At 68.3% G+C, this 25,619-nt stretch carries 2 protein-coding genes; both read left to right on the plus strand.

Annotation, left to right across the window (positions count from 1 at the left end; translation table 11 throughout):
• The coding region (locus GWK61_RS58815) for a non-ribosomal peptide synthetase (protein WP_194915725.1) at window positions 1–13,577 on the plus strand (13,577 nt) is incomplete at its 5' end.
• The coding region (locus GWK61_RS33630) for a non-ribosomal peptide synthetase (protein WP_194915726.1) at window positions 13,574–25,619 on the plus strand (12,046 nt) is incomplete at its 3' end. The genes GWK61_RS58815 and GWK61_RS33630, both read left to right, overlap by 4 nt.

Below are 25,619 nucleotides of genomic sequence, written 5' to 3' on the forward strand. Positions count from 1 at the left end.
CGGGTGACCTGGTGCGGTGGACCGTTGAGGGTGAGCTGGTGCATCTGGGTCGTGCGGATGAGCAGGTGAAGGTGCGTGGCTTCCGGGTGGAGCCGGGTGAGGTGCAGGCGGTGCTGGCCGCGCACGAGTCGGTGGCGCAGGCCGCCGTCGTCGTCCGTGAGGACGACCCTGGCGACAAGCGCCTGGTGGCCTACATCGTTCCCGCCGCCTCGCAGACGGCTGACGCCGTGCGGCTGAGTGAGCTCGTATTGGTATTCCTGGCCGAGCGGCTGCCCGGGTATCTGGTGCCCTCCGCGGTGGTGGTGTTGGACGCGCTGCCGTTGACGGCCAACGGCAAGCTGAACCGCGCCGGCCTGCCTGCCCCGGACTACACGGGCCCGGCCGGCGCGGGTCGGGCACCGGCGACGGTGCAGGAGGAGTTGCTGTGCCAGGCGTTCGCGCAGGTGCTCGGGGTGGAGAGGGTCGGCGTCGACGACGACTTCTTCGCGCTGGGCGGCCACTCGCTGCTGGCGATCCGGCTGATCAGCCGGCTGCGTGCGGCCCTGAACATCGAGTTGCCGATCCAGGTGTTCTTCGAGGTGCCGTCGCCGACCGGGCTCGCGGCCTGGCTGGCCGAATCGACGGTCACCGAAGGCCGGGCGGCGTTGGTGCCGGTGGTGCGTCCGGAGCGGGTGCCGTTGTCGTTCGCGCAGCGCCGTCTGTGGTTCCTCGGTGAGTTGGAGGGTCCGAGCGCCACCTACAACGAGGCGGTGGCTTTGCGCCTGTCCGGGGAGTTGGACCAGCAGGCACTGGCGGCCGCGTTCAGGGACGTGATCGGGCGGCACGAGGTGCTGCGGACGGTGTTCCCGGCAGTCGATGGTGAGCCGTTCCAGCGGGTGCTGTCGCTGGAGGAGTGCGGGTTCGAGCTGCCGGTGGCCGAGGTGGCGCCGCGACATCTGGATGGCGCGGTGGCCGGGGCCTCAGGTTATGCGTTCGACCTGTCGTCGGAGATCCCGTTGCGGGCGACGGTGTTCGCGGTGGCGCCGCAGGATCATGTGCTGGTGGTGCTGGTGCACCACATCGCGGGTGATGGTTGGTCGACGGGGCCGATGCTGCGGGACGTCTCGGTGGCGTACGCGGCACGGCTGTGCGGTGCGGCGCCGGTGTGGGAGCCGTTGCCGGTGCAGTACGCGGACTATGCGTTGTGGCAGCGGGAGTTGCTCGGCGACGAGCAGGACCCGAACAGTGTGCTGTCAGGTCAGGTGGCGTACTGGCGCGAGGTCCTGGCAGGGGTGCCGGAGGAGCTGGCCCTTCCGACCGACCGGCCGCGCCCGGCGGTGGCCTCGAAGCGGGCCGAGAGGGTGGAGTTGCGGGTTCCCGCCGAGACGCACCGGCGGCTGGCGGCGGTGGCCCGTGAGCGGGGGGTGACCCTGTTCATGGTGCTGCAGGCGGCGTTGGCGGTCACCCTGAACCGGATTGGCGCGGGCACGGACATCCCGATCGGGTCGCCGGTCGCCGGGCGCATGGACGAGGCGCTGAACGATCTGGTCGGCTTCTTTGTCAATACGCTGGTGATTCGTACGGACCTGTCCGGTGATCCGAGTTTCGACGAGGTGCTGGAGCGGGTGCGGGAGGTCAGTCTGCGGGCGTTCGAGCATCAGGATGTGCCGTTCGAGAAGCTGGTGGAGGAGTTGTCGCCGGCGCGTTCGATGGCGCGGCATCCGCTGTTCCAGGTCTCGTTGACCGTTCAGAACACGGCTTCGGCGGCGTTGGAGTTGTCCGGGTTGCGGTCTGTGGCACTTTCCGTGGGCGCGCTGGCGGCCAAGTGCGACCTGGAGGTGCACCTTGGTGAGGTCCTTGATGCGCAGGGCGAGCCGGCGGGGTTGCGCGGCGCGCTGATCGCGGCGGCTGACCTGCTCGATGCGGAGACCCTGCGGCGGCTCGCGGGCTGGTTGGTCCAGGTGCTGGAGACGGTGACGGCGCAGCCGGGGACGCGGTTGAGTGCCGTGGATGTGCTGGGTGCGGATGAGCGTCGCCTGGTGGTGGAGGAGTGGAACGACACGGCGGTCGAGGTCGGGGTCGGGGCCGAGTCGTCGACGTTGCCGGGGTTGTTCGAGGCGCAGGTGGCCGTGACTCCGGACGCCGTGGCTCTGGAGTTCGGTGGACTGACTGTGTCGTACCGGGAGTTGAATGCCCGGGCGAATCGTCTCGCGAGGCGTCTGATCGGCCGCGTGGTGGGGCCGGAGCGCATCGTGGCGGTGGCGCTGCCGCGGTCGGTGGCCTGTGTGGTGGCGATGCTGGCGGTGTGGAAGGCGGGCGGGGTGTACCTGCCGGTCGATCCGGCCTATCCGGTGGAGCGCATCGCCTACCTGCTCGGTGACGCGGCTCCGGTGTGCATGCTGACCGATGAGGCGACCTCCGAGGACCTGCCGGTGTCGGTGCCGCAGATCCTGATGGACGAGATCGACCTGGACGGACCAGACGGACCAGACGGACCGGACCAGGACGCCGCCGATGTGGTGGACGCGGAGCGCACCGCCCCCCTGTCGCTCGTCTCGCCGGCGTATGTGATCTACACCTCCGGTTCCACCGGGCGCCCCAAGGGCGTGGTTGTCTCCCACCGCGGTATCGCCGGGATGGTCGCGAGCCAGGTCGAGCGGCTCGGGGTGGACTCGGGCAGCCGGGTGCTCCAGTTCGCCTCGCCGAGCTTCGACGCGGCCGTGTGGGAGACGTGCATGGCGCTGCTGTCGGGGGCGCGGCTGGTGATGGCCGCGGTGGACGAGCTGCTGCCCGGGCCGGCGCTGGTGGAGGTGTTGCGGCGGCATCGGGTGACGCATGCGACGTTGCCGCCTGCCGTGCTGGCGGTGCTGCCCGAGGGCGGGCTGCCGGACGGGATGACGCTGGTGGTGGCGGGTGAGGTATGCCCGCCGGAGCTGGTCGAGCGGTGGTCGGTGGGCTGGCGGATGGTCAATGCCTACGGGCCGACCGAGACCACCGTGTGCGCCACGATGAGTGGGCCGTTGCAGGGGTCGGGCGTGGTGCCGATCGGTAGGCCGATCCAGAACACCCGGGTGTACGTGCTGGACGGGTTGCTGCGGCCGGTGCCGGTGGGCGTGGAGGGCGAGCTGTATGTCGCGGGTGCGGGTCTGGCGCGCGGATACCTGAGGCGCCCGGGGCTGACCGCTGAGCGGTTCGTCGCCTCGCCGTTCGGGGGCGCGGGCGAGATCATGTACCGGACCGGGGATGTGGTGCGCTGGGGTGCGCAGGGACAGCTGCTGTTCGCGGGTCGTGCGGACGAGCAGGTGAAGATCCGCGGGTTCCGGGTGGAACCCGGTGAGGTCGAAGCGGCGCTGCTCGCCCACCCCGCCGTCGCGCGGGCCGTGGTGGTCGTCCGCGAGGACCGGCCCGGCGACCGGCGCCTGGTGGCCTACGCCGTACCGGCAGCCGATGCCGGCGATCGGCTTGAGTCGTCGGAATTCGACGACGTGGTGCGGGAGTTCGCCGCTCGGCGATTGCCGCAGTACATGGTGCCCGCGGCGGTCGTGCTGCTGGACGCGATCCCCCTGACGTCCAATGGGAAGATCGACCGCCGGGCCCTGCCGGCACCGGACCACGCGGCGGGCGGACACCGTGCCGAGGCGTCCTTCGATCCGCGCGAGGAGCTGCTCTGCGGGGCGTTCGCCCAGGTGCTCGGGGTGCCGTCGGTCGGTCTCGACGACGATTTCTTCGCGCTGGGTGGTCATTCGCTGCTGGCGACGCGGCTGGTGAGTCAGATCCGTTCGGTGCTGGGTGTGGAGTTGACGGTCCGTGAGGTGTTCGAGGCGCCGACGCCCGCGGGTCTGGCGGGACGGCTTGGGCAGGCTCATGAGAGTCGGTTGGCACTGCGTGCGGTGGTGCGTCCGGAGCGGGTGCCGCTGTCGTTCGCGCAGCGCCGGCTGTGGTTCCTCCGTGAGTTGGAGGGGCCGAGCGCCACCTACAACGCTCCGATGGCTTTGCGCCTGTCCGGGGAGTTGGACCAACAGGCACTGGCGGCCGCGTTCAGGGACGTGATCGGGCGGCACGAGGTGCTGCGGACGGTGTTCCCGGCAGTCGATGGTGAGCCGTTCCAGCGGGTGCTGTCGCTGGAGGAGTGCGGGTTCGAGCTGTCGGTGGTCGAGGTGGCGCCGCAGGAGGCGGATGCGGCGGTGGCGGAGGCGGGCCGGTACGCGTTCGACTTCTCGTCGGAGATTCCGGTGCGGGCGACGCTGTTCGCGCTCGGCGAGGCCGAGCACGTGCTGGTGTTGTTGGTCCATCACGTGGCGGCCGATGGCTGGTCGACGGCGCCGTTGGCGCGGGATCTGTCGGCGGCGTATGCGGCGCGCTTGGGTGGCGTGGCTCCGATGTGGGAGCCACTGTCGGTGCAGTATGCGGATTTCGCTGTGTGGCAGCGGGAGTTGCTGGGTGACGAGCGGGATTCGTCGAGTGTGTTGTCGCGTCAGGTGGCTTACTGGCGTGAGGCGTTGGCGGGGGCTCCGGAGGAGCTGCCGCTGCCGTTTGATCGGCCGCGTCCGGCGGTTGCGTCGCATCGTGCCCACAGCGTGGAGTTGGATGTTCCGGCCGAACTGCACGGTCGTTTGGTGGAGGTGGCGCGTGAGCGGGGGGTGACCCTGTTCATGGTGCTGCAGGCTGCTGTTGCGGTGACGCTCAGCCGGCTGGGTGCGGGGGCCGACATTCCGATCGGGTCGGCGGTCGCCGGGCGCATGGACGAGGCGCTGAACGACCTGGTCGGGTTCTTCGTCAATACGCTGGTGATGCGCACGGACCTGTCCGGTGATCCGAGTTTCGATGAGGTGCTGGAGCGGGTGCGGGAGGCGAGTCTGCGTGCGTTCGAGCATCAGGATGTGCCGTTCGAGAAGCTGGTGGAGGAGTTGGCGCCGGCGCGTTCGATGGCGCGGCATCCGCTGTTCCAGGTTGTCCTGACCCTTCAGAACGCCGGCTTGGCAGCCGATGGCGGTGTGCTGGATCTGCCGGGCCTGGTGGCTGAACCGTTGTCGTTGGGTCGGGCGATGGCGAAGTTCGACCTTGATGTGATCGTGCGTGAGGTGTTCGGTGCGCAGGGTGCGCCGGCGGGGATCCGGGGCGTGCTGACGGCGGCGGCGGATCTGTTCGACGAGGGTGTCGCGGGTCGGGTCGCGGGCTCTTTGGTGCGGGTGCTGACGGCGATGGCCGATGACCTGCGGGCCCGGGTCGAGGCGGTGGATGTGCTTGATCCGGCTGAGCGTCGCCGGGTGCTGTCGGAGTGGAACGACACGGCCGCGGCCGGATCCGGGTTGATGGTTCCGCAGGTGTTCGAGGCGCAGGTGGCGCGGACGCCGGAGGCGGTGGCGATCGTCGCCGGTGGCGTGTCGGTGCCGTATGCGGAGTTGGACGCGCGGGCGAACCGCCTTGCCCACTACCTGGTCGGTCAGGGTGTCGGGCCGGAGTCGGTGGTGGGGCTGGCGTTGCCGCGCGGTGTGGAGATGATCGCGGGGATTCTGGGGGTGTGGAAGGCGGGGGCGGCATATCTGCCGGTGGACGTGTCCCAGCCGGCGGAGCGGGTCGCGTTCACGGTGCAGGATTCGCGGGCGCAGTTGGTGTTGACCACTGATGAGGTGTTGGAGGACCTGCCGTCGGTGGTGGGTGTGCGTCTGGTGGCGGTGGACGGCACGTTGACGGTGATGCGGTTGGCGGCGGCGCCGACCACCTCGCCTGGTGTGGCGGTGGATCCGCGGTCGCTGGCGTACGTGATCTACACCTCCGGTTCGACGGGTCGTCCGAAGGGCGTGGCCGTCACCCACGGGGGTCTGGCGAACTACGTCTCCTCGGTGCCGGCCCGGGTCGGTTCCGAGGGTGGCAGGTATGCGCTGTTGCAGGCGCAGACGACCGACCTGGGGAACACGGTGCTGTTCGCGAGCCTGCTGTCGGGTGGTGAGCTGCACGTCCTGGACGAGGAGGCGGTCACCGATCCGCGCCTGGTGGGCGACTACCTGGCCGAGCACGGGATCGACTTTTTGAAGGTGGTGCCCTCGCACCTGGCGGCGTTGGGTGCGGTGGGTGGTCTGGAGCGGGTGTTGCCGGGCCGGTCGTTGGTGCTGGGTGGTGAGGCCCCCTCGCCCGGGTGGGTCGATGAACTGCTGGCCGCGGCCGGTGAGCGGCGGGTGTTCAACCACTACGGTCCGACGGAGACCACGATCGGTGTGGCGACCACCCGCCTGACGTCGGGTGAGGCGGTGCCGGTGGGTTCGCCGGTGGCCAACACCCGCTTCTACGTGCTGGATGAGCGCCTCAACCCGGTGCCGGTGGGGGTGGGGGGCGAGCTGTATGTGGCGGGTGCGCAGCTGGCGCGCGGCTATGTGCGCCGGCTGGGTCTGACCGCGGAGCGGTTCGTCGCGTGCCCGTTCGAGCAGGGTGCTCGGATGTACCGCACGGGTGACCGCGTGAAGTGGTCGGGTGATGGCGAGATCGTGTTCCTGGGTCGGGCGGACGAGCAGGTGAAGATCCGCGGTTTCCGGATCGAGCCGGGTGAGGTGGCCGGCGCCCTGACGGCGCACCCGCTGATCGCCCAGGCGGCCGTGATCGCCCGCGAGGACACCCCGGGGGACAAGCGCCTGGTCGCCTATGTGGTCGCGGACGACCCGGAGGATGTGGACGACTCGCTCGCCGGCGGGGTGCGGACTTTTGTCGCCGCCCGGTTGCCGGAGCACATGGTGCCCTCCGCAGTGGTGGTGTTGGACGCGTTGCCGCTGACGGGCAACGGGAAGTTGGACCGCAAGGCGCTGCCTGCGCCGGACTTCGTGGCGGCCGGTGGGGTGTCGAGTCGTGGGCCGGCATCGGTGCGGGAGGAGATCCTGTGCGAGGCGTTCGCCGAGGTCCTCGGGTTGGACAGTGTCGGGGTCGATGACGACTTCTTCACGCTGGGCGGACATTCGCTGTTGGCGGTGTCGTTGGTGGAGATGTTGCGGGCACGTGGGGTCTCGGTGTCGGTGAAGGCGTTGTTCCAGACCTCGACTCCGGCGGGCTTGGCGGTCGAGGCGGGTTCGGAGCAGGTGGTGGTGCCGGCGAATCTGATTCCTGAGGGTGCTGTCGAGATCACGCCGGAGATGCTGCCGTTGGTGGAGTTGACCGAGGCTGAGCTCGGGTTGGTCGTGGCGAAGGTGTCTGGCGGTGCGGCGAATGTGGCGGATGTCTATCCGCTGGCCCCGCTTCAGGAGGGCCTTCTCTTCCATCATCTGATGGCGGATCAGGGCACTGAGGCGGATGTCTACATGCGGCCGTCAGTGTTGGGCTTCGACTCGCGGGAGCGGGTGGATGCGTTCCTGGGGGCGCTGCAGCGGGTGATCGATCGGCATGACATGTACCGCACGGCGTTTGTGTGGGAGGGGTTGGCTGAGCCGGTGCAGGTGGTGTCGCGTCGGGTGGTGCTGCCGGTCCGGGAGGTTGTGCTGGATCCGCAGGGTCCTGATCCGGTGGAGCAGTTGCTGGCGATCGGCGACGTCTGGATGGAGCTGGACCGTGCCCCGCTGATGGACGTGCACATCGCCGCCGAACCGGATGGCGAGGGCTGGCTGGTCCTGCTGCGCGTCCACCACCTGGTGCGCGATGACACGACGACGGGCGCGCTGCTCGGGGAGGTGCGGGCGTTTATGTCCGGGCGTGGCGACACGTTGCCGGAGCCGTTGCCGTTCCGCGACTTCGTGGCGCAGGCCCGTCTCGGTACGCCGCGCGAGGAGCACGAGCGGTACTTCGCCGAGCTGCTCGGCGACGTCACCGAGACCACCGCCCCGTTCGGCCTGCTGGACGTGCACGGAGACGGCACGACGGCAGTATCGGCCCGTTCCTCGGTGGAGGCTGAGCTCACGCTTCGGCTGCGGGCGATCGCGCGCCGGATGGCCGTGAGTCCGGCGACGGTGTTCCACCTGGCGTGGGCGCGGGTGCTGGCCGCGGTGAGCGGTCGTGAGGACGTGGTGTTCGGCACGGTGCTGTTCGGCCGGATGAACGCGGGCGCCGGTGCCGACCGGCTCCAGGGTCCGTGCCTCAACACGCTCCCGGTGCGGGTGCGGGTCGGCGCCTCCGTGGTGGGCGAGGCGCTGGCCGGGATGCGGAAGCAGTTGGCTGAGTTGCTGGTGCACGAACACGCGCCGTTGTCGCTGGCGCAGCAGGCGAGCGGGATGACGGGCGGCAGCCCGCTGTTCACCGCCCTGTTCAACTACCGCAACGGCCGCGACGGTGCGACGGAGCTCGGCGCGGGTCTGGGCACCGGGTTGGAGGAAGTGCGGATCCTTGCCGCCGAAGGGCGCACCAACTACCCCCTGGTGGCGAGTGTCGATGACGACGGGAACGGGTTCAGCCTGACCGTCGACGCGGTGGCGCCGGCCGATGCGGAGCAGGTGGGCACGATGCTGCACGCCTGCCTCCTCCAGCTCGTGACCGCTTTGGAGGAGGATCCGCAGGCGCGGTTGTCGGCGGTGGATGTGCTTGATCCGGCTGAGCGTCGGCTGGTGGTGGAGGAGTGGAACGACACGACGGTTGAGGTGGCGTCGTTGACGTTGCCGGGGTTGTTCGGGGCGCAGGTGGTGCGGACGCCGGATGCGGTGGCGCTGGTGTCCGAGGGCGTCGAGCTGTCGTACGCGCAGTTGGATGCGCGGGCCAATGCGGTGGCGCGGTTGCTGATCGGGCGGGGTGTGGGTCCGGAGTCGGTGGTCGCGGTGGTGATGGAGCGGTCGGCCGAGTTGGTGGTGTCGTTGTTGGCGGTGCTGAAGGCCGGTGGTGCGTATCTGCCGGTGGATCCGGAGTATCCGGCCGGTCGTATCGAGGCGGTCCTCGCCGATGCCGGGCCGGTGTGCGTGCTCTGCACGACCGCCCTAGCCGGGGTGGTGCCGGATGGTGTGGCCCGGGTTGTTGTGGATGATCCGGCGGTGGTCGCGGAGTTGGCGGGCCTGTCGGCGCAAGCTCCGGTGGTGGGGGTGTTGCCTGCGCATCCGGCGTATGTGATTTTCACGTCGGGTTCCACGGGGCGTCCGAAGGGTGTTGTGGTGTCGCATGCGGGGATTGTGAATCGGCTTGCGTGGATGCAGGAGATCCCTGGTGTGGCGATCGGTGTCGGGGATCGGGTGTTGCAGAAGACGCCGTTCGGGTTCGACGTCAGTGTGTGGGAGTTTTTTTGGCCGTTGGTGCAGGGTGCGGCGTTGGTGGTGGCGCGTCCTGGTGGTCATCGGGAGCCTGGTTATCTTGTCGAGTTGATTCGGGGCGAGAACATCACGGTGACGCATTTTGTGCCGTCGATGTTGGAGGCGTTTCTGCGTGAGCCGGCGGCTGCCGGCTGTGGCGGGTTGCGGGCGGTGTTCTGTAGTGGTGAGGAGCTGTCGGCGTCGTTGCGGGACCGGTTCCTTGAACTGCTGGCGGGTGTGCCGCTGTTCAACTTGTACGGGCCCACGGAGGCGTCCGTGGACGTGACCGCGGCGCGCTGTGCCGTCAGTGATGGTGTGGTGGTGCCGATCGGTGGGCCGGTGGCCAATACACGGTTGTATGTGCTGGACGGTTCGCTGTCCCCGGTGCCGGTGGGTGTCGAGGGTGAGTTGTATCTGGCGGGTGTGCAGTTGGCGCGCGGGTATGTGGGGCGTGCCGGTTTGACCGCGGAGCGGTTCGTGGCCTGCCCGCTCGCCGGGGGCGGGCGGATGTACCGCACCGGTGACCGGGTTCGCTGGAGCGCCGATGGTCAGCTGATTTATCTGGGTCGTGCCGATGACCAGGTGAAGATTCGTGGTTTCCGGATCGAGCCGGGTGAGGTGCAGGCGGTCTTGGCCGCGCACCCTGCCGTGGTCCAGGTCGCGGTTGTCGCTTGCGAGGACGTCCCGGGTGACGTCCGCCTGGTGGCGTACGCGGTTCCGGCCGACGTCGATGCCAGTGCGGATGAACTCATCACCAGCCTGCGGGAGTTCGCGGGTGAGCGGTTGCCCTCCTCCATGGTTCCGTCGGCGGTCGTGATACTCGAGGCGTTGCCGCTGACGGTCAACGGCAAGCTGGACCGCAAGGCTCTGCCCGCACCGGAGTATGTGGTGGGTGGGGGTCGTGCGCCGGCCAGTGTGCGGGAGGAGATCCTCTGCGAGGCGTTCGCTGAGGTTCTCGGGTTGCCGGCGGTCGGGGTCGATGACGACTTCTTCGTCCTGGGCGGCCATTCGCTGCTGGCGGTGGCCCTGGTGGAACGTCTGCGAGTGCGGGGTGTGTCCGTGGCGGTGCGGGCGCTTTTCGAGACGCCGACGGTGGCCGGGCTGGCCGGTGCTGCCGGGCCGGTTCAGGTGGTGGTGCCGGCGAATCTGATTCCTGAGGGTGCCACAGAGATCACGCCGGAGATGCTGCCGTTGGTGGAGCTGACTGAGGCCGAGCTTGAGTTGGTTGTGGCGAAGGTGTCTGGCGGTGCGGCGAATGTAGCGGATGTCTATCCGCTGGCTCCGCTTCAGGAGGGTCTTCTTTTCCACCATCTGATAGCGGATCAGGGCGCTGAGGCGGATGTCTACATGCGGCCGTCGGTGTTGGGTTTCGATTCGCGGGAGCGGGTGGATGCGTTCCTGGGGGCTCTGCAGCGGGTGATCGATCGGCATGACATGTACCGCACGGCGTTTGTGTGGGAGGGGCTGGTCGAGCCGGTGCAGGTGGTGTCGCGTCGGGTGGTGCTGCCGGTGCAGGAGGTGGTGCTGGATCCGCAGGGTCCTGATGCGGTGGAGCAGTTGCTGGCGATCGGCGGATCGTGGTTGGAGCTGACCCGGGCGCCTCTGATGACGGTCCACATCGCCGCCGAACCGGATGGCGAGGGCTGGTTGGCACTGGTGCGAACCCATCACATGGTGCAGGACCACACCTCGTTGGATGTGCTGCTCGGGGAGGTGCGGGCGTTTATGTCCGGCCGTGGCGACATGTTGCCGGAGCCGTTGCCGTTCCGTGACTTCGTGGCGCAGGCCCGCCTCGGTACGCCGCGCGAGGAGCACGAGCGGTACTTCGCCGAGCTGCTCGGGGACGTTACCGAGACGACGGCGCCCTTTGGTGTGCTGGATTTGCATGGTGATGGCAGTGCCACTCATCAGGCGCGCCTGGTGGTGGACGATGAGCTGTGCGGCCGGGTGCGTGAGTTGGCGCGCCGGATGGCCGTGAGTCCGGCGACGGTGTTCCATCTGGCGTGGGCGCGGGTGCTGGCCGCGGTGAGCGGTCGTGAGGACGTGGTGTTCGGCACGGTGCTGTTCGGTCGGATGAACGCGGGCGCCGGTTCGGATCGGGTGCCGGGTCTGTTCCTCAATACGTTGCCGGTGCGGGTGCGGGTGGATTCGCAGAGCGTGGCCGGGGCGTTGTCCGGGATGCGGGGCCAGTTGGCCGAGCTGCTGGTACATGAGCACGCGCCGCTGTCGCTGGCGCAGCAGGCGAGCGGGATGACGGGGGGCAGCCCGCTGTTCACCTCGATCTTCAACTACCGGCACAATCAGGGCGCCGCGCGGAACTTCGACTCCGGCTTCGAGGGCGTCGGCGTGCTCTCCACGCGGGACCTGACCAACTACCCCCTGAGTATCGCCGTGGACGACGATAAGAAGGGGTTCGGCCTGACCGTCGACGCGGTGGCTTCAATCGACCCGCAGCAGGTGGGTTCGCTGCTGTGCACCAGCCTGCGCAATCTGGTCGCGGCCCTGGAGGATGCCCCGGAGCAGACGCGGCTGGGAGAGGTCGGCGTCCTCGGTGAGGCGGAGCGGGAGCGGCTGCTGACCGACTGGAACGACACGGGTGTCGCTGCTCCCGTGACGTCGTCGGTGGCGGAGGTGTTCGCGGCGCAGGTGGCGCGGACGCCGGATGCGGTGGCGGTGGTGTCCGGTGGCGTGGAGCTGTCGTACGCGGAGTTGGATGTGCGGGCTGCTGCGTTGGCGGGTGTGCTGCGGGATCACGGGGTCGGCGCGGAGTCGCTGGTCGGTGTGGTGATGGACCGCTCGGTCGAGCTGTTGGTGGCGTTGCTGGCGGTGGTGAAGGCCGGTGGTGCGTATCTGCCGGTGGATGTGGATCATCCGTCGGAGCGGATCGCGTTCGTGTTCCAGGACGCGGCGCCGGTGTGTGTGCTGACCACACGGGATGCCGCCTCGCGGGTGCCGGCGGCGGTGGAAGCGCCGGTGCTGGTGGTCGACGGTGAGCGGGTGCCGGCCGGGTCGGCGCAGGTGACCGGCGCTGGGGTGGGTCTGGAGTGCCCGGTGTATGTGATGTACACCTCGGGTTCGACGGGTGTGCCCAAGGGCGTGGTGACCACGCAGCGGGATCTGGTGGAGTTGGCGTCGGCTTCGCATTGGGCTGTGGGGTCGGGGGATCGGGTGTTGTTCCAGGCCCCGCATGCTTTCGACGCCTCCTCGTATGAGGTGTGGGTGGCGTTGCTGTCGGGTGCGACGGTGGTGGTGGCGCCGACGGGTGCGGTGGACGCGGAGGTGCTGCGGTCGCTGCTGGTCGACTGCGCGGTGTCGCACGTGCATGTGACGGCGGGTCTGTTCCGGGTGATCGCGGAGCAGGATCCGAAGTGTTTCGCGGGCGTGCGTGAGGTGCTGACCGGTGGTGACGTGGTGCCGGTGGAGGCGGTGCGCCGCGTGCTGGAGGCCAACGCGGGTGTGGTGGTGCGGCACCTGTACGGGCCGACGGAGGTGACGCTGTGCGCCACCCAGCACGAGGTGGGCTCGCCAGAGGCGCTGCGTGCGGTGCTGCCGATCGGTCGGCCGTTGGACGGCACCCGGGTGTACGTGCTGGACGAGTACTTGGCTCCGGTGCCGGCGGGTGTGGCGGGTGACCTGTATGTCGCGGGTGCGGGGTTGGCGCGCGGCTATCTGAACCGCCCGGGCCTGACGGGTGAGCGGTTCGTCGCGGACCCGTTCGGTGTGGCGGGTGGCCGGCTGTATCGCACGGGTGACCGTGTGAAGTGGTCGGTGGATGGGCGGTTGGTGTTCGTTGGTCGTGCGGATGAGCAGGTGAAGATCCGCGGGTTCCGGGTGGAGCCGGCCGAGGTGGAGTCGGTGGTGGCCGCCCACCCGCGGGTGGCGCAGGCCGCAGTGATCGCACGTGAGGATGTCCCTGGCGACAAGCGCCTGGTCGGGTATGTCGTCGGGGATGGCGACAGTACCGAGCTGGCCACTGTTGTCCGTGAGTTTGTGGCTGGGCGGTTGCCGTCCTACATGGTGCCGTCGGCGGTGGTGGTGCTGGAGGCGTTGCCGCTGACGGCCAACGGCAAGTTGGACCGCAAGGCCCTGCCGGCCCCCGAGTACGCCGCCGGTGCGGGTCGGGCACCGGCCACGGTGCAGGAGGAGTTGCTGTGCCAGGCGTTCGCGCAGGTCCTGGGACTCGACCGGGTTGGCGTGGAGGACGACTTCTTCGCTCTGGGCGGCCACTCCCTTCTGGCGACCCGACTGGTCAGTGAGGTGCGGGAGTTGCTGCGGGCCGAACTGCCGATCCGGGCGGTGTTCGAAGCACGGACGCCGGAAAGGCTCGCCGGCTGGCTCGCCAGTCAGATCGAGACCCAGAACATAGCTAGACCCACTCTGCGGCCGATGCGTAAGCAGGAGGACTACCGATGATTCCGTTGTCGTTTGCGCAGCGTCGGCTGTGGTTTCTGAGCCAGTTGGAGGGTCCGAGTGCGACCTACAACATTCCGATGGTGCTGCGGCTGAGCGGGGATGTGGATCGGAAGGCCCTTGCCGAGGCGTTGCGGGATGTGGTGGGTCGGCACGAGGTGCTGCGCACGGTCTTCCTGGCCGAGAACGGGGAGCCGTACCAGCGGGTTCTCAAGGTCGAGGACAGTGGGTTCGAGCTTGTGGTCGAGGTGGTTTCCCAGGAGTCGCTGTCCAGCGCCGTGAGCGGGGCGGTCGCGTACGCGTTCGATCTGTCCGCCGAAATCCCGTTGCGGGCAACGCTGTTCGCGGTGAGCCAGGCCGAGCACGTGCTGGTGATGGTGGTTCATCACATCGCCGGGGACGGCTGGTCGACGGCGCCGTTGGCGCGGGACGTGTCGGTGGCGTATGCGGCGCGGGCCGCGGGTCGGGCACCGGAGTGGGAGCCGCTGCCGGTGCAGTACGCGGACTATGCGTTGTGGCAGCGGGAGTTGCTCGGCGACGAGCAGAACCCGGACAGCGTGCTCTCCCGGCAGCTGGCGTACTGGCGCAAGACGCTGGCCGGGGCGCCGACCGAACTGGAGCTGCCGACCGATCGGCCACGTCCCGCCGTGGCCGGTCATCAGGGCCATGCGGTGGCGGTCGAGCTGCCGGCCGGCGTGCACGAGCGTCTGGTGAAGGTGACCAGGGAGCGGGGGGTGACCCTGTTCATGGTGCTGCAGGCTGCACTGGCGGTCACTCTCAACCGCTTGGGTGCGGGGAACGACATCCCGATCGGGGTGGCGATCGCCGGACGCACTGAGAAGGCCTTGGAGGACCTGGTCGGGTTCTTCGTGAATACGTTGGTGATTCGTACGGACCTGTCTGGTGATCCGAGCTTCGACGAGGTGCTGGAGCGGGTGCGGGAGGTCAGTCTGCGTGCGTTCGAGCATCAGGATGTGCCGTTCGAGAAGCTGGTGGAGGAGTTGTCGCCGGCTCGGTCGATGGCGCGGCATCCGCTGTTCCAGGTCATGCTCACCCTGCGGAACACGGCCTCGGCGGCGTTGGATCTGTCCGGGACGGACTCGCTCCCTTCGGCTCTGGCGTCGTCAGCGGGTCTGGGGGCGGCGAAGTTCGACCTGGAGTTGAGTCTTGGTGAGGTCTTTGATGCGCAGGGCAAGCCGGCGGGCATCCGGGGGAGGTTGATCGCGGCGGCGGATCTGTTCGATGCGGGGACGGCTGAGCGTTTCGCGGGTTGGTTGCTGCGGGTCGTCGAGACGGTTGTCGCTGAGCCGCAGGCGCGGTTGTCGGCGGTGGATGTGCTTGATCCGGCTGAGCGTCGTCTGCTCTTGGAGGAGTGGAATGACACGGCGGTCGAGGTCGAGGTCGGGGTCGGGGTTGAGTCGTTGACGTTGCCGGGGTTGTTTGCGGCGCAGGTGGTGCGGGCGCCGGATGCGGTGGCGGTGGTGTCCGGTGGCGTGGAGTTGTCGTATGCGGAGTTGGATGCGCGGGCTGATGCGGTGGCGCGGCGGTTGGTTGAGCTGGGTGTGGGTGCGGAGTGTGGTGTTGCGGTGTTGATGGAGCGGTCGGTGGAGTTGGTGGTGGGGTTGTTGGCGGTGGTGAAGGCGGGTGGTTTCTATGTTCCGTTGGATGCTCGGTATCCGTTGGCGCATCGTCGGACGATCGTTGGTGAGACGGGTGCCTTGGTGGTCCTCGCCGATGCCGGGTTGCGGGGTCAGGCGGCTGAGTTGGGTCTGGCGGTGTTGACGGTTGATGCGGCGACTGCCGAGCCGGTTGACGGGCCGGTTGATGTGACGACTGCCGGGCCGGTCGAGGTTCCGTGTTCGCCGAGTCAGTTGGCGTATGTGATGTACACGTCCGGTTCGACGGGTCGGGCGAAGGGTGTGGCGGTGACGCATGCGGATGTGGTGGCGTTGGCGTTGGATCGGCGGTTCGCGGGTGTGGGGTTGGAGCGGGTGCTGTTGCATTCGCCGTATTCCTTCGATGCGTCGACGTTGGAGTTGTGGGTGCCGTTGTTGACGGGGCGTCGGGTTGTGGTGATGCCGGCTGGTGATGTGACGGCGGTTTCGTTGGCTGAGGTGGTGTGTTCGTTCGGGGTTACGGCGTTGTGGTTGACGGCGGGGTTGTTTGCGCTGGTGGTGGAGGAGGATCCGGGGTGTTTGGCTGGGGTGTGTGAGGTGTGGGCGGGTGGTGAGGTGTTGTCGTCGGTGGCGGTGGCTCGGGTGCGGGCGGCGTGTCCGGACATTGTGGTGGTGAACGGGTATGGGCCGACGGAGGCCACGACGTTTGTCGCCACGCATACCGTGGTGGATGGCGAGGGTGTGTTGCCGATTGGGCGTCCGTTGGACAACATGCGCGTCTATGTGTTGGACGCCGCGTTGTCCCCGGTGCCGGTGGGTGTGGTTGGTGAGTTGTATGTGGCGGGTGCGGGGTTGGCGCGTGGGTATGTGGGGCGTCCGGGTTTGTCGGCGGAGCGGTTTGTCGCCGATCCGTATGGGCCGGCGGGTGGGCGGTTGTATCGCACCGGTGACCTGGCGCGGTGGAACGCCGACGGCGAGCTGGTGTATGCGGGTCGTGTGGACGAGCAGGTGAAGATTCGTGGTTTCCGGATCGAGCCGGGTGAGGTCCAGGCCGTCCTGGCCGCCCACCCTGCCGTGGCCCAGGTCGCGGTTGTCGCTCGCGAGGACGTGCCGGGTGGCATCCGCCTGGTGGCGTATGCCGTTCCGGCTGGTTCGGACACGCCGTCGGAGGAACTTGTGTCCCTGCTGCGGGAGTTTGCGGGTGAGCGGTTGCCGGCTTACATGGTGCCGTCGGCGGTGGTGCTGCTGGATGCGCTGCCGGTGACGGTGAATGGCAAGTTGGACCGCAAGGCCCTGCCTGTACCGGAGTATGTGGTGGGTGTGGGTCGGGCGCCGGCGACGGTGCGGGAGGAGATCCTGTGCGAGGCGTTCGCTGAGGTTCTCGGGTTGTCGGCGGTCGGTGTCGATGACGACTTCTTCGCGCTGGGTGGGCATTCGCTGTTGGCGGTGTTGTTGGTGGCGAATCTTCGTGCGCGGGGTCTTTCTGTCTCGGTGAAGGCTCTGTTCCAGACGCCGACGGTGGCCGGGTTGGCCGGTGCTGCCGGGCCGGTTCAGGTGGTGGTGCCGGCGAATCTGATTCCTGAGGGTGCTGTCGAGATCACGCCGGAGATGCTGCCGTTGGTGGAGTTGACCGAGGCCGAGGTCGAGTTGGTCGTGGCGAAGGTGTCCGGCGGTGCGGGGAATGTGGCGGATGTCTATCCGCTGGCTCCGCTTCAGGAGGGTCTGCTTTTCCATCATCTGATGGCGGATCAGGGTGCTGAGGGGGATGTGTACGTACTGCCGTCGGTGTTGGGTTTCGATTCGCGGGAGCGGGTGGATGCGTTTCTGGAGGCTCTGCAGCGGGTGATCGATCGGCATGACATCTGCCGCACGGCGTTTGTGTGGGAGGGGCTGGCCGAGCCGGTGCAGGTGGTGTCGCGTCGGGTGGTGTTGCCGGTGCAGGAGGTGGTGCTGGATCCGCAGGGTCCTGATCCGGTGGAGCAGTTGTTGGGGATCGGGGGATCGTGGTTGGAGCTGACCCGGGCGCCTCTGATGACGGTCCACATCGCCGCCGAACCGGATGGCGAGGGCTGGTTGGCGCTGCTGCGAACCCATCACATGGTGCAGGACCACACCTCGTTGGATGTGCTGCTCGGGGAGGTGCGGGCATTTATATCCGGGCGCGCCGATACGTTGCCGGAGCCGTTGCCGTTCCGCGACTTCGTGGCGCAGGCCCGCCTGGGTATGCCACGGGAGGAGCACGAGCGGTATTTCGCGGAGTTGCTCGGCGACGTCACTGAGACGACGGCGCCGTTCGGTGTGCTGGATTTGCATGGTGATGGCAGTAGCACCCACCAGGCACGTCTCGCGGTGGACGATGAGCTGTGCGGCCGGGTGCGTGAGTTGGCGCGGCGGCAGGGTGTGAGTCCGGCGACGGTGTTCCATCTGGCGTGGGCGCGGGTGTTGGCTGCGGTGAGTGGTCGTGAGGACGTGGTGTTCGGCACGGTGCTTTTCGGCCGGATGAACGCGGGTGCCGGTGCCGACCGGGTGCCGGGTCTGTTCCTCAACACACTGCCCGTGCGCGTGCGGGTGGATTCGCAGAGCGTGGCCGAGGCGCTGTCCGGGATGCGGGGCCAGTTGGCCGAGTTGTTGGTGCACGAACACGCGCCGCTGTCGCTGGCGCAGCAGGCGAGCGGGATGACGGGCGGCAGCCCGCTGTTCACCTCGATCCTCAACTACCGGCACAGCGAGGCCAGGGCACAGAGCGGTGGCCCCAGCCTTGAGGGCGTCAGGGTGCTGACCGCGAGCGACCCCACCAACTACCCCGTGAGCGTGGCCGTCGACGACATGGGGAGTGGCTTCAGCCTGACCGTCGAAGCGATGGCACCGGCCGATGCGGAGCAGGTGGGCACGATGCTGCACACCTGCCTCCTCCAGCTCGTGACTGCTCTGGAAGAGGATCCGCAGGCCCGGTTCGCGGCGGTGGGAGTGCTGGGTGAGGCTGATCGTCGCCTGGTGCTGGAGGAGTGGAATGACACGGCGGTCGAGGTCGGGCCGTTGACGTTGCCGGGGTTGTTCGCGGCGCAGGTGGTGCGGACGCGGGATGCGGTGGCGCTGGTCTTCGAGGGTGTTGAGCTGTCGTATGCGGAGTTGGACGCGCGGGCGAACCGGCTGGCGCGGTTGCTGATCGGGCGTGGTGTGGGCCCGGAGTCGGTGGTCGCGGTGGTGGTGGAGCGCGGCGTGGAGCTGGTGGTGGCGTTGCTGGCGGTGGCGAAGGCGGGCGGCGCGTACATGCCGGTGGATCCGGAGTATCCGGCGGAGCGGATCGCCTACATGGTGCGGGACGCGGCGCCCGTGTGTGTCCTGACGACGGAGCGGTGTGCACGGGTGCTGCCGGAATCGTTTGACGGGCCGGTGCTGGTGCTGGACTCCGCCCAACTGCGCGCCGAGTGCTCGGGCTTCGAGGAGGTGCAGCTGACGGATGCCGATCTGGTTGTGCCGCTGCTGCCGGCCCATCCGGTGTATGTGATTCACACGTCGGGTTCGACTGGGCTTCCCAAGGGGGTCGTGGTCACTCACCAGGCGCTGGTGAACCATTTGCGGGCGGCCGGGCAGCGGGTTCTGTTGCGGGCCGGCGACCGTCTGCTGGCTGTGACGACGGTGTCTTTCGACATCGCGGCGCTGGAGTTGTTCCTGCCGTTGGTGTGCGGGGCGGCTGTGGTGCTCGCCGAGCGGGAGACGGTACGTGACGCGGCGGCGTTGCGGGAGTTGGTGGACGCGGGCGGGGTGACTGCTGTTCAGGCTGTTCCGTCGCTGTGGCGGGCTCTGCTGTCCGGTGAGGCTGACTGGCCGCGCGGGGTGCGGGTGCTGGTCGGCGGTGAGGCGCTGTCTGAGGAACTGGCGGGCCGGATGCGGGAGCTGGGCCTGTCGGCGGTGAACCTGTACGGTCCGACGGAGGCCACGGTCTGGGCGACCTCGGCCGAGGTCGGCGAGGGTCCGGTGACCATCGGGCGTCCGTTCGCCAACATGCGTGCCTACGTGCTGGACGGATTCCTGCAGCCGGTCCCGGCAGGTGTGGCGGGCGAGTTGTATCTGGCGGGTGCGCAGTTGGCTCGGGGGTACCTGGGCCGGCCTGGGTTGAGCGCTGAGCGGTTCACCGCCGCGCCGTTCGGGCCGAGGGGTGAGCGGATGTACCGCACGGGCGACCTGGCCCGCTGGCGCGGGGACGGGATGCTGGAGTGCCTCGGCCGGGTCGACACGCAGGTCAAGGTGCGTGGCTTCCGGATCGAGCTGGGTGAGATCGAGGCTGCGCTGGAGCGTCACGAGCTGGTGGCCCAGGCTGCTGTGACGGTCGACGGGAGCGGTGCGGGGGATCAGCGGCTCGCCGGGTACGTCGTGCCTCGGGCCGGGGCGCGGGTGGATGTCGCGGACCTGCGGGCCCACCTCGCCCGGAGCCTGCCGGAGTACATGATTCCGTCGGCTGTGGTGGTGTTGGAGGAGTTGCCGCTGACGGCGAACGGCAAGGTGGACCGCAAGGCTCTGCCTGCCCCGGACTACACGGGCCTGGCCGGCGCGGGTCGGGCACCGGTGACGGTGCAGGAGGAGTTGCTGTGCCAGGCGTTCGCGCAGGTGCTGCGGCTGCCCGCGGTCGGTGTGGAGGATGACTTCTTCGCGCTGGGCGGTCATTCGCTGTTGGCGATGCGGCTGATAATCCGGGTGCGTGCGGTGCTGGGTGCGGAGTTGCCCCTGCGGATGCTGTACGAGCGTCCGACGCCGGCCGGGCTCGCGGCGTGGATGGGTGAGGCCGGGGCGGGCCGGGCGGCGTTGGTGCCGATGGTGCGTCCGGAGCGGGTGCCGTTGTCGTTCGCGCAGCGCCGGCTGTGGTTCCTGGGGCAGTTGGAAGGTCCGAGCGTCACCTACAACATTCCGCTGGTGCTGCGGTTGACCGGGGATGTGGATCGGAAGGCTCTCGCCGAGGCGTTGCGGGATGTGGTGGGTCGGCACGAGGTGTTGCGCACGGTCTTCTTGGCCGAGAACGGGGAGCCGTACCAGCGGGTTCTCAAGGTCGAGGACAGTGGGTTCGAGCTTGTGGTCGAGGTGGTTTCCCAGGAGTCGCTGTCCAGCGCCGTGAGCGGGGCGGTCGCGTACGCGTTCGACCTGTCGGCGGAGGTCCCGCTTCGGGCGACGCTGTTCGCGCTCGGCGAGGACGACCATGCGTTGGTGGTGCTGGTTCATCACATCGCCGGGGACAGCTGGTCGATGGCGCCGTTGGCGCGGGATGTGTCGGTGGCGTACGCGGCACGGCTGCGCAGTGCGGCGCCGGTGTGGGAGCCGTTGCCGGTGCAGTACGCGGATTATGCGTTGTGGCAGCGGGAGTTGCTCGGGAGCGAGGACGATCCGGACAGTCTGCTGTCCGGGCAGGTGGCGTACTGGCGCGAGGCGTTGGCGGGAGTGCCGGAGCAGTTGGAGTTGCCTACCGATCGCCAGCGCCCGGCGGTCGCCTCGTACCGTGGGCACGAGGTGTTGCTTGATGCCCCGGCCGAGCTGCATGCGCGGGTGCTGGAGGTGGCGCGTGAGCGTGGGGTGACCCTGTTCATGGTGCTGCAGGCTGCTGTTGCGGTGACGCTCAGCCGGCTGGGTGCGGGGGCTGACATTCCGATCGGGTCGGCGGTCGCCGGGCGTATGGACGAGGCGCTCAACGATCTGGTCGGGTTCTTCGTCAATACGTTGGTGATGCGTACGGACCTGTCTGGTGATCCGAGTTTCGATGAGGTGCTGGAGCGGGTGCGGGAGGTCAGTCTGCGGGCGTTCGAGCATCAGGATGTGCCGTTCGAGAAGCTGGTGGAGGAGTTGGCGCCGGCGCGTTCGATGGCGCGGCATCCGCTGTTCCAGGTCATGCTCACCCTGCAGAACACGGCCTCGGCGGCGTTGGAGTTGCCTGGGGTGCAGCCTGGGGCGCTTGACGCGGGTCTGGGCGCGGCGAAGTTCGACCTGGAGGTGCACCTTGGTGAGGTCTTTGATGCGCAGGGCAAGCCGGCGGGCATCCGGGGGAGGTTGATCGCGGCGGCGGATCTGTTCGATGCGGGGACGGCGGAGCGTTTCGTGGGTTGGTTGCTGCGGGTCGTCGAGGCGGTTGTCGCTGAGCCGCAGGCGCGGTTGTCGGCGGTGGATGTGCTTGATCCGGCTGAGCGTCGTCTGCTCTTGGAGGAGTGGAATGACACGGCGGTCGGGGTCGGGGCCGAGTCGTTGACGTTGCCGGGGTTGTTTGCGGCGCAGGTGGTGCGGGCGCCGGATGCGGTGGCGTTGGTTTTTGAGGGTGTTGAGTTGTCGTATGCGGAGTTGGATGCGCGGGCGAACCGGTTGGCGTGGTTGTTGATCGGGTGTGGTGTGGGTCCGGAGTCGGTGGTCGGGGTGGTGATGGAGCGGTCGGCCGAGTTGGTGGTGTCGTTGTTGGCGGTGGTGAAGGCGGGTGGGGCGTATTTGCCGGTGGATCCGGGGTATCCGGCCGGTCGTATCGAGGCTGTCCTTGCTGATGCCGGGCCGGTGTGTGTGCTCAGCACCACCGCTCTCATCGGGGTGGTGCCGGATGGTGTGGTCCGGGTTGTTGTGGATGATCCGGCGGTGGTTGCGGAGTTGGCGGGTTTGTCGGGGCGGGCTCCGGTGGTGGGGGTGTTGCCTGCGCATCCGGCGTATGTGATTTTCACGTCGGGTTCCACGGGGCGTCCGAAGGGTGTTGTGGTGTCGCATGCGGGGATCGTGAACCGGCTTGCCTGGATGCAGGGGATTCCTGGTGTGGCTATCGGTGTCGGGGATCGGGTGTTGCAGAAGACGCCGTTCGGGTTTGACGTCAGTGTGTGGGAGTTTTTTTGGCCGTTGGTGCAGGGTGCGGCGTTGGTGGTGGCGCGTCCTGGTGGTCACCGGGAGCCTGGCTATCTCGTTGAGTTGATCCGGGGCGAGAACATCACGGTGACGCATTTCGTGCCGTCGATGTTGGAGGCGTTTCTGGCTGAGCCGGCGGTTGCCGGTTGTAGCGGGCTGCGGGCGGTGTTTTGCAGTGGTGAGGAGCTGTCGGCGTCGTTGCGGGACCGGTTCCTCGACGTGCTGGGTGATGTGCCGCTGTTCAACTTGTACGGGCCGACGGAGGCGTCTGTGGACGTGACCGCGGCGCGCTGTGTCGTCGGCGATGGTGCGGTGGTGCCGATCGGTGGGCCGGTGGCCAATACCCGGGTGTATGTGCTGGACGCCGCGCTGTCTCCGGTGCCGGTGGGTGTTGAGGGTGAGTTGTATCTGGCGGGTGTGCAGTTGGCGCGCGGGTATGTCGGGCGTCCGGGGCTGACGGCGGAGCGGTTTGTGGCCTGTCCGTTTGTTGAGGGTGGGCGGATGTACCGCACGGGTGACCGGGTTCGCTGGAATGTCGATGGCGAGCTGGTGTTCGCGGGTCGTGCGGATGAGCAGGTGAAGATTCGTGGTTTCCGGATCGAGCCGGGTGAGGTCCAGGCCGTCCTGGCTGCTCACCCGGGCCTGGAGCAGGCCGTGGTGCTGGTCCGTGAGGACGTGCCGGGCGACAAGCGCCTGGTCGCGTACGTCGTGGCGGACGGCGACAGTGCAGAACTCGCTTCGTCCGTCCGTGAGTTCGTCGCTGAGCGGTTGCCGTCCTACATGGTGCCGTCGGCGGTGGTGCTGTTGGACGCGTTGCCGGTGACGGTGAACGGCAAGCTGGATCGCAAGGCTTTGCCTGCGCCGGAGTATGCGGTGGGTGTGGGTCGGGCGTTGGCGACGGTGCGGGAGGAGCTTCTGTGCGAGGCGTTCGCTGAGGTTCTCGGGTTGCCGGCGGTCGGTGTCGATGATGACTTCTTCGCGCTGGGTGGGCATTCGCTGTTGGCGGTGTTGCTGGTGGCGAATCTTCGTGCGCGGGGTGTTTCTGTCTCGGTGAAGGCTCTGTTCCAGACGCCGACGGTGGCCGGGTTGGCTGGCGTTGCCGGGCCGGTTCAGGTGGTGGTGCCGGCGAATCTGATTCCTGAGGACGCTATAGAGATCACGCCGGAGATGCTGCCGTTGGTGGAGTTGACCGAGGCTGAGCTCGGGTTGGTCGTGGCGAAGGTGTCTGGCGGTGCGGGGAATGTGGCGGATGTCTATCCGCTGGCCCCGCTTCAGGAGGGTCTGCTCTTTCACCATCTGATGGCGGATCAGGGTGCTGAGGCGGATGTGTACGTACTGCCGTCGGTGTTGGGATTTGATTCGCGGGAGCGGGTGGATGCGTTTCTGGGGGCTCTGCAGCGGGTGATCGACCGGCATGACATCTGCCGTACGGCGTTTGTGTGGGAGGGGTTGGCTGAGCCGGTGCAGGTGGTGTCGCGTCGGGTGGTGTTGCCGGTGCAGGAGGTTGTGCTGGATCCGCAGGGCCCTGACCCGGTGGAGCAGTTGCTGGCGATCGGCGGATCGTGGATGGATCTGACCCGGGCGCCTCTGATGACGGTCCACATTGCGGTGGAGCCTGGCGGTGGCCGCTGGCTGGCGCTGCTGCGAACCCATCACATGGTGCAGGATCACACTTCGTTGGATGTGTTGCTCGGGGAGGTGCGGGCGTTCATGTCCGGGCGTGCCGACACGTTGCCGGAGCCGTTGCCGTTCCGCGACTTTGTGGCGCAGGCCCGCCTCGGTACGCCGCGCGAGGAGCACGAGCGGTATTTCGCGGAGCTGCTCGGGGATGTCACCGAGACGACGGCGCCCTTTGGTGTGTTGGATTTGCATGGTGATGGCAGTGCCACCCATCAGGCGCGTCTCGTGGTGGACAATGAACTGTCTCTCCGGGTGCGTGAGTTGGCGCGGCGGCAGGGTGTGAGCGCGGCGACGGTGTTCCACCTGGCGTGGGCGCGGGTGCTGGCTGCGGTGAGCGGTCGTGAGGACGTGGTGTTCGGCACGGTGCTGTTCGGCCGGATGAACGCGGGTGCCGGTGCCGACCGGGTGCCGGGTCTGTTCCTCAACACGCTGCCGGTGCGGGTGCGGGTCGGCGCCTCCGTGGTGGGCGAGGCGCTGGCCGGGATGCGGAAGCAGTTGGCTGAGTTGCTGGTGCACGAACACGCGCCGCTGTCGCTGGCGCAGCAGGCGAGCGGGATGACGGGCGGCAGCCCGCTGTTCACCTCGATCTTCAACTACCGGCACAGCGAGGCAGCTGCACAGGATAGTGGCCCCGGCCTTGGCGTCAGGCTGATGCGCGCGAGCAACCACACCAACTACCCCCTGAGCGTGGCCGTCGACGACATGGGCAGTGGCTTCAGCCTGACCGTCGAAGCGGTGGCACCGGCCGATGCGGAGCGGATCTGCGCGCTGTTGCAGGCCGCCGTCACGAACCTGACTGCCGCTTTGGAGGAGGATCCGCAGGCACGGTTCGCGGCGGTGGGAGTACTTGACCCGGCTGAGCGTCGCAGGGTGCTGTCGGATTGGAACGACACTGTGATGTCTGGTGAGGCTGTGTCGGTGCCTCAGCGGTTTGCGGCTCAGGTGGCTGCGACGCCGCGGGCGGTTGCCGTGGTAGCTGACGGCGTGACGGTGTCCTATGCCGAACTGGACGCGCGAGCCAATCGGTTGGCGCACCATCTGCTCGCCCGGGGTGTGGGCGCGCAGTCGTTGGTGGGTGTGTGTTTGCCGCGTGGTCTGCAGGTGATCGAGGCGATTTTGGCGGTGTGGAAGGTGGGGGCGGCGTATCTGCCGTTGGATCCGGCCTATCCGGTGCAGCGGCTTGGGCAGCTGTTGGCTGACAGCGGGGCCGGGCATGTGCTGGGCGAGGCGGCGTTGGTCGGGGAGTTGGCGGCCCAGGGTGTGTGCACGATCGCCTTGGATGACCCGACGGTGCTGGCCGAGTTGATGGCAGCGCCCACCGTTTCGCCGGAGCTCGGCGTGCTGGGCGACCAGTTGGCCTATGTGATCTACACGTCCGGTTCGACGGGTGAGCCTAAGGGTGTGGCTGTGACGCATCGCGGGCTTGCGAACTATGTGGCCTGGGTGCCGGGGCAGGTCGGTTTCGGTGCGCCGGGTGGTAGGTATGCGCTGTTGCAGCCCACGGTGACGGATCTTGGTAACACTGTGGTGTTTGCGAGTCTGACGACCGGTGGTGAACTGCACGTTCTGCCCGAGGGCGCGGTGACCGATCCGTCGGCGGTGGCCCGGTATCTGGCGGAGAACCGGATCGACTTCGTGAAGGTGGTGCCTTCGCATTTGGCGGCGTTGGGTGCGGCGGCTGGTCTGGCTGCTCTGATGCCGGCGGGGGCGTTGGTGTTGGGTGGTGAGGCGGCGTCGTCGGCGCTGGTTGCCGGGCTGCTGGAAGTGGCCGGTGATCGTGGTGTGTTCAACCACTATGGGCCTACTGAGACGACGATCGGCGTGGTGGCCGGCCGGTTCGATCGGAAGTCGGTTGCCGCGGGTGTGGTGCCGCTTGGGGTGCCGGTGGCCA

It is taken from the genome of Catenulispora rubra, assembly GCF_015356825.1.
Lineage (GTDB): Bacteria > Actinomycetota > Actinomycetes > Streptomycetales > Catenulisporaceae > Catenulispora > Catenulispora rubra.